Genomic DNA, 6930 nt, shown 5'->3' with positions numbered 1-6930 from the left:
CCCCGCGGGGTCTTCTTGCCCTGGCCGGTCATCCCCGCCTCGCACCGGCGGTGGCTGCTCTGTTCAACGAGCCGCGCGGGCATGGTCGCTGCCTGACCTTGCGCGCCTCAGCAACCTGTCGCGCGCGACGCTCGCGCGGCAATTCCAGGAGAAGCTGGGAAGATCGGCCAGTGATCTCCTCACCGACATCCGCATGACGCTCGCAGCCAACGAACTCAAGAAGTCTTCGCTTTCGACCGGCGCTGTGGCAGAGGCAGTAGGCTATCAATCGGAAGCGGCCTTCCAGCGCGCCTTCAAGAGCCACATGGGCGTCACTCCGGCGCAGTGGCGCAAGATGCAGGCGCCATCTGGCCGGGACCTCTTCGCAAGGCCCGTAACACCCATCGAAGGGAAGCCTGCGGAAGCAGCCGAAGCGACTACGATTGACGAGTCTAGCCAACGAGAGGCGGCGATGCGTCCTCGCTGACCTAGAAGATGAAGGCGCGATGCCGGTCAGGCCGCCGCTGCCGCCTCGGCAGTCGGGTAATCCGTGTAGCCGCGCGCACCGCCACCGTAGAAGGTCGACCGATCGTGGTGGTTGAGCGCAAGGCCGCGCCGCAGCCACCCGGGCAGATCCGGATTGGAGATGCAGTGACGGCCGAATGCAACGAGGTCGGCGTCCCGGGCGCGACGAGGCTCGACCTTGCCTTGCATCACGGTTCTCGTTTGAGTGTTTACGTGGAGGACGGCGGCCGCCATTCGTTTCGTTGAACTCACACCCAGAAAGCTAAAGAAGGCAGCCGTGCCGGGTAGCGGGTCCGTTGGACTAGTGATTATTCCCGCCGGGAATGACCGTTGTGGAACGGTCAACATCCGCGGCAGATGATCAGCTTCCGGTCCAGTTCCTGGTCGAACTGCTGTTGCTGACGCTCCCATGCCGCGACGGCCTCGTGCCGGGGGACATCGGCTTGGTGCGGTTGCCGATGGCCGACCGGAGCAAGCCAAGGCCGCTGCGCGGTCAGCACGGCCGGCGCTTGGTCTGCAGTCTGGCTAATTGGCAGATCGGGGAAAACGCGGACGACATCGTACTGATAGGCCGCATGCGCCGGCGAAAGCATTCCGACAAAGACGAGGCCTGCCCTTGCCGTGCTGATTGCGCGCTTCAGAATCGAGATGCGGGACATGGCGACACTCCTTTGGAGGAGGCTCGGGGTGAGCAACTCCGTTGCGTGTCACCGTACTCATTGTCCCAAAAGGCTGAATGCCGCCCGGGATCGAAGACATGCTCGTTCGTCTCGTGATGAGCGGGCGCAGCGGGCTTGAGTGCAGCGGCGGCCAGTCGCGCGTGATATAGTGCTGGCCTCGGAAGGCAGGCATTCACAAGCTAACGTGGACCAATGCCACTACCGTCAACATGAGCGATCTCGCACCCAAACGCATCGCGTCGAGCCGAGATAATGCTCGGCTGGGACTGATGCCGACGCTCTTGCTAAGTATGCGATTGCTTGTGTTGATTTCAGTCAGTTCAATTCTAGCTTTGAATTGGATCACCGGCCGAGTCGATCACCCTGATCAGCCGCGAGATTTTTGAGATGCTCCCGGACGGCTTTCACTGCATCAGCCGGGGAACGCATCTCGTCAAAGGCAAGCACGAGGGCCTCGAGGTGTATCAACTCGTCGACACGGCGAAAGATGTCGCGCGCAGTACGGTATGACCCAGTCCGTGCTCAGTTGTGGACTATGTGTGGACCGTTTAGTGCTTTTTGTCCGGTTCGGGTCATTTTCGACCGATGCCGCGGGCTCTGCCTACCACTTGATGTCCGCTCTGCTCCAAAACGGTTGTCGGGCCGAGCATTGTGTTTGACCTGACGGTTGTGATGCAAGCTCATAAGCCGTGGGGTCCGAATGATGCGCTACGAGCTCGCGACTATGAATGGGCCGCAATCAAGCTTGACGTGTAAACCTGTCGGCACCGCCTTCTAGGCGATTCCAATTACGGTGACGGTGTACTTAATCGGTGCCGGGTCATGAATGTATTCAAGCATCAGTTGGCGGTCGTCGATCCAGTCCGCGCGATGGTCCGCACCTGGTCGACGGGATCGCCGCGCACCATAAACCGCCGACCGCGCCGCAGCCGAAGCCCAACACCGAGAGCTGCATTCCCGTGCGTCCAAAGACCCGCAATTGCATCGCTGTGCCTCCGGCTGATTGAAGATTATGCGATATCGAACGTCGGCTACTCAACCGCAACATTTGCCGCGTGGTGATTGGCCCTCACTTTTCGATTTCCGGCCCTCTGACTGCGGCCAGCACGTATTAGCCATCAAGCGGTGAGCGGCTTTTCGGACCAGGGCGGATTGGGCCGCCTTCTCACGCTGGGGCAACGCAGCGAAGCGACGTCCGCTTTGCCCTAGAGCGACGCGGTTACCTTTTGACAGCAAAACAACGTGATGGGCCAGAAGCTGACATTGGCCGCACAGTATCGCCGGAAACAGCGTGGTGCCGTAAGGAATTTTCGCTGGCTAGAATCAGCTTCCTATCCACAGTGAGCGCTCGGTTTGTTGCCGGCGTTTCGAAGGTCTGATGCCGTGCAAGGCGACTATCAGCTATCAGCGGCTGCTTGCCGGCGCCCTCACCGAGCGCCGGCAAGGCGCCCGTCAATTTACCAACTCGAAATCACCGGGCTTCCAGGACTTGTTGAACCACGGCTCGAGCGGTCCGTAGAGCCGCAAGAGCGAATTCCATCCCTTGCCGGGTACCGTTTCGACCCAGTTGCTCTCCTGGCCGGCCGGCGCCTTCGGGCCGAACCAGATCGTCACCGAGCCGTCCGCATTCTTTTTGATGCTTGGCTGGTTGCTGTCGATACCGGCGAGCTTCTGGTTGGTTTCCAGCATCGAGCGGGTCTGATTGTCGTAAACGGTGAAAGACCAGAATTGATTGACCGGAACCGGCGCCGGTAAGGTGATCTTGTAGGTCTTGCCGCCTTCGAGATAGCTCCCCTGGGAATCGCGGGCGGAATACGCGTAAGCAGAGCCGCTTCCGGGGCTTGCTGCCGCCATCGCCGGCGTAATCCCGGTCGCGTAATAATGAAACAATGACCGCGCATCCAGATTGTAGGCGCCGTTGTCCATGAACTGATAGCTGCCGCCCGGAAAAGCCGTCCCCCATTCACGGTCGGGATAGATCTTCACGCGCGGATCCCGCGGCGCAAATACGGTGGCGCGCGCTGCGGCATTGGCGACGGCGACGGCGTCCGTGAGAATCGCCTTCATGCGCGCATCCGGAGCGAATGGCTCGCCCTTCTTGATGCCGACTGCGGCAAAGAGACCCATCGTTTCCGGTCCGGCAAATCCCGCCGGCTCATTCTGGACCACGGCGTTGAGTTCTTCGTAAAAATGGAAGGTGTTGGCATGAACCGTATTGAACTTCATGCCGGATGTGTTGACGAATTTCTGCGCGGGTGGCCTGGCCGCAGCCGATAGCGGGTAAACACGAGCGTTCGCCTTGACGCCTTTTACCGCGCCGGCAACGTCGCCCTTCTCGACAAAGGCGCGATAGAAGATGACAACACCGTTGGTCTTCGGCCGCGCAACGAAATAGCCGCTATCCGGCACAGCGTCCTTGTAGCCGGGTGGAACGAACAGATATTTGCCGCCCTTGCCCCTGTCGGGCCCGGTGAGGCCGACGTCGGTGATCCAGTGGAAGTAGGCGTCATCCGCCGGTCCAAGCACTTTGGGCGGAACCTGCACGACCATCGGACCTTTGTTCAGGTCGAGACAGAGAAACACATAGACGGTCGTCGAATTGGGCGTGAGGAATATGGAACGCGCGTCCATCAAATCTTCGGTGATCCCGATGGCGCCGTTGCGCTCGACTCCGATGCTGCTCAAGCCCTCGCATAGCCCGTAAACTGATGCGGCCGGCATACCCGACATGAAAGCTTCAACCCCCCGACCAAAATCAAGCTGGTCGTAAACTTTCTCGACCGTCTCCTTGTCCGGCAAGCCGTCGAAGAATTTCAGCGTCCCGATGCGAGTCTGCACCGTGTCGGGCGTGAGAATGTATGAGGGCACGTTCGCAGAATATTTGTGTTTCGGCAGCTCTTGAGCGAAGGCCGGGACGACGGTCGATGCCAAGATGGCAACGAGCGCCATGTAAGATAACTTCATTCGAATCCCCCTATGACTAAACATTTCGGAGTTACACCGGCGATAGGTCCATGCGTCAGCATGTCATATTGGTAGCAATGTCTGCGCCTTTTTTCGAAGTCGACATGGAGTGCGATAGCCGAGCATCGCGTCCAGATTGCGCCGTTGCGGAACCTGGCGGCCAAAGCAGCCGGCCAGCCCCGTCTTTTTTCATTCTCAACAGGGCTCAGGCTGTCGGCACTCCATCACTTCTTCATCTTGGTGCCTGCTGTCCGGTAGTCCTTGAAGACCACGTCGATCGCTTCGATGATCTTTTTGCCCGGATTAGCCTTGCAATGGACGATGACTTCGTGCTGCAGGGATTTGGCGCGGGCGACCTGCATCACGTGCTTCTTGGCAAGGCCGTTGTACCAACCGCTGTACCAGGCAGCGAGATAATCGGCGTCTTCCTGAAACGTGTTCGCCAATTGGGCGCACGTCAGCTTTTGAACATCAAGATAGCCGTCGCGGTCCGCGTAGGTTTTGAGTTCGACCTGGGCTAAAGCCGGTCCCGCAGTGAGGGTAACCGCGCAGCATAGGATGAGTTTCTTCGCAATCATTTGGACAATTCCTTCTGTTGTTGTGACCTCACGGCGCGTGGTCGTGGCAATCAACTGACTGGTTGGAGCTTCATTCTCGCAACGCCCAGCGCGAGGTTGGCGCCGACCTGCCCTTCCACCGACAGCGGCTGTAACGAGACGGACTTGCGCGTGCCGCCGACGAGCAGGTTGGCACCGACACCGACGCCGACCGAAATGTCGCCGCTGGCACCGACGAATTCGCCGGCCAATGCGCCAGACGGGACCGTGGGCGTGCTCGCCAGCACCGCCCATGCCATCACGCCTCCTGCAGTCACGCCGAGGTCAAGGCCCAGGCGTCCGATGGTGCCGACATAATTCTGGGTCGGCCGGACTCGGATTTGAACTGGCAGGCCAGCCTCTGGCGTGACCCGACCACCAGGCCGACGCTCGCCGAAGTTCGACAAGTGAGTACACCTTGACGGATGGTGTTACCCTGCGCCGAGGCCGGTATCACCGCAATCAATGACACGACGCTCGAAGCAAACAGAAGACAAGGAGCGGCGCACACTTTCTGGAACATGATGATCCCCTAACGCTTCGAAAAATGGATTGATCGACATGACGGAGCGCGGCGACCCGAAAAAGCGGTCTCCGCCGTTTTAGCGCCTGCCAACCCGATTGACCGGACCGCCACGGTTCATCGGTGTTCCTGGTCGTACACCCACTCCCGAGGCACCGACGCCTGGAGTCACCACGGCTCGCGCCACCGGCCGCGGCCGCAACACGACGCCGGGTCTGACGACGCAACCAGCGGGATAGGCGATATACTGGCAGTAGACGACGGCGCTGGCCTGTTCACTGCTGGCGGTCATCAAGCCCGCTGTCAGCAGGACTGATAGTGCAATCGAACGCTTCATCGTTGCCTCCTCCCATTGTCATCCTCCTATTGTCAGCTATGAACTGGTCTCACCGGCAAACGGTGGCGATCCGTCCATAGGCGTCCACGACCTGCGTGCACGCGGGGGCGACCACCACGGGCGCAGCCACGACGGCCGCACCTGTCGCTACCGCACCGACTGCCACGGCCCTGCGTGTAGTCCGCCGGGCAACGCCCGCATAACTCATCGGCGTCAGCGGGCGGCCTACGCGCGCCTCGGCAGAAGAAACGAACGCGGCTTGGGGGGCTATCGGCAGTTGACCGTTCCACAATAGGACGGCGGCGCCAAGCATGGCACCAAGCGAGAGACGAGCGAAAGCGGTGAGACTACGGTTCATTTCCTTCCTCCTGCCATGGTGGTGCCTTCAGGCACTTCGTCGATGTCGCCGAGTTCGCCGATCGCGATCTTCTTGGCGGCCGGGTCCGGCTTGAACGCAAAAGTGTCGGCCGCGACGTCCGCCTTCCAGTCCTTGATCCGGAGGGTATATTGCGGCGCCTGGCCGGTCCCCTTGCTGGTGATGACATATTTGCGCGGGATCGGCCTAGCGCCGGATTCGATCCATATCTGCCAGTCGGTCTCCATGTTGCGGAAGGCAAGATGGTCGCACTCGACGCCGTCGATGACGCCCTTGCCAATCACGGCAGCCTCGACCACGTCGAGCATCATGACATTGAAGACGTTGGACAGCAGCAGGTCGGCCCCGGGAGCGACCACACCGTGCTTTTCCCGCAGACCGTCGATCAATTCCTCCGCGGTACCGGGCGCTTCGATCTGAGCGTAATCCTTGTTGTCCTTGTCGTTTATGGTCAGCATCTTGCCGTCGAACACGATCTCGACGTCCCGGTAGCCGCCGGTGCGTGTGGCGCGCAACTTGTCCGGGCGACTCAATTGCACCTGGCCGGAGCTGGTGAACTGGATTTTCTGCAGTTGCGAAGTGATGACTTCGATGTCGGAGTCATAGGTGACGGAGATCGCCTTCTGGCTCACTACATAGTCCGTCATCGCCTTGAGGAGCTTTTCGGCATCGCCCTGCGCGCCGGCCTGCGACACGAGGGTGACGCTCGCGGTCATTATCGTGCCAAGCAGGATTGGCCACCGGATCACTTCGTGCATCTTCTTCATGGCGCGGCTCTCCCGTTCAACGTCATCATGGGGGGTACCTTCCTTCTTCCGCCGTAGAGTGAGGCACCTCGATGACGCTTTCATCTCACACGGGGAGAACGGGGGACTATCCGGATTCTGCAAAACCGGATGCGGACTATCCGCTTTCTGCAAGATCTCGTGTAAGCTGGGCCGGCATCACAA

6 protein-coding genes and 3 pseudogenes are annotated in these 6930 nt (G+C 60.3%); 1 reads left to right on the top strand and 8 read right to left on the bottom strand.

Going from position 1 to position 6930, the window contains the following annotated elements:
- A pseudogene (locus CWO89_RS17500) lies at positions 1-466 on the top strand (helix-turn-helix transcriptional regulator); the annotation flags it as partial.
- Positions 467-492: 26 nt separating this feature from the next.
- Here the strand turns inward: CWO89_RS17500 and CWO89_RS17495 are convergent.
- The 8 genes and pseudogenes from CWO89_RS17495 to CWO89_RS17460 all read right to left on the bottom strand — a co-directional run.
- A pseudogene (locus CWO89_RS17495) lies at positions 493-663 on the bottom strand (alkene reductase); the annotation flags it as partial.
- Between the two features lie 182 nt (positions 664-845).
- The gene (locus CWO89_RS17490) at positions 846-1163 is read right to left on the bottom strand and encodes a hypothetical protein (RefSeq protein ID WP_130580006.1); all 318 of its coding nucleotides are present in this window, start codon (positions 1161-1163) and stop codon (positions 846-848) included.
- Positions 1164-2636: 1473 nt separating this feature from the next.
- Positions 2637-4148: a DUF1254 domain-containing protein gene (locus CWO89_RS17485; RefSeq protein WP_130580005.1), complete on the bottom strand. Its 1512-nt coding sequence runs from the start codon at positions 4146-4148 to the stop codon at positions 2637-2639.
- A 224-nt stretch (positions 4149-4372) separates the two neighbouring features.
- Entirely contained in the window at positions 4373-4726 is a 354-nt protein-coding gene (locus CWO89_RS17480) for an HdeA/HdeB family chaperone (protein WP_130580004.1), read from the bottom strand.
- 50 nt (positions 4727-4776) lie between these two features.
- Positions 4777-5267, bottom strand: a pseudogene (locus CWO89_RS17475) (DUF992 domain-containing protein).
- A gap of 79 nt (positions 5268-5346) precedes the next feature.
- Positions 5347-5604 carry a hypothetical protein gene (locus tag CWO89_RS17470; RefSeq protein WP_130580003.1) on the bottom strand — a complete coding sequence of 86 codons (258 nt, stop codon included), beginning with the start codon at positions 5602-5604 and terminating at the stop codon, positions 5347-5349.
- Positions 5605-5653: 49 nt separating this feature from the next.
- Positions 5654-5917: a hypothetical protein gene (locus tag CWO89_RS47915; protein WP_130580008.1), complete on the bottom strand. Its 264-nt coding sequence runs from the start codon at positions 5915-5917 to the stop codon at positions 5654-5656.
- Between the two features lie 41 nt (positions 5918-5958).
- Positions 5959-6747: a DUF2092 domain-containing protein gene (locus tag CWO89_RS17460; RefSeq protein WP_130580002.1), complete on the bottom strand. Its 789-nt coding sequence runs from the start codon at positions 6745-6747 to the stop codon at positions 5959-5961.
- Positions 6748-6930 lie beyond the last annotated feature (183 nt).

Origin of the sequence: Bradyrhizobium sp. Leo170, assembly GCF_004296405.1 — a bacterium.
Lineage (GTDB): Bacteria > Pseudomonadota > Alphaproteobacteria > Rhizobiales > Xanthobacteraceae > Bradyrhizobium.
The sequence above is the reverse complement of the archived record's forward strand: the minus strand, read 5'-3'. Positions and strand labels throughout refer to the sequence as shown.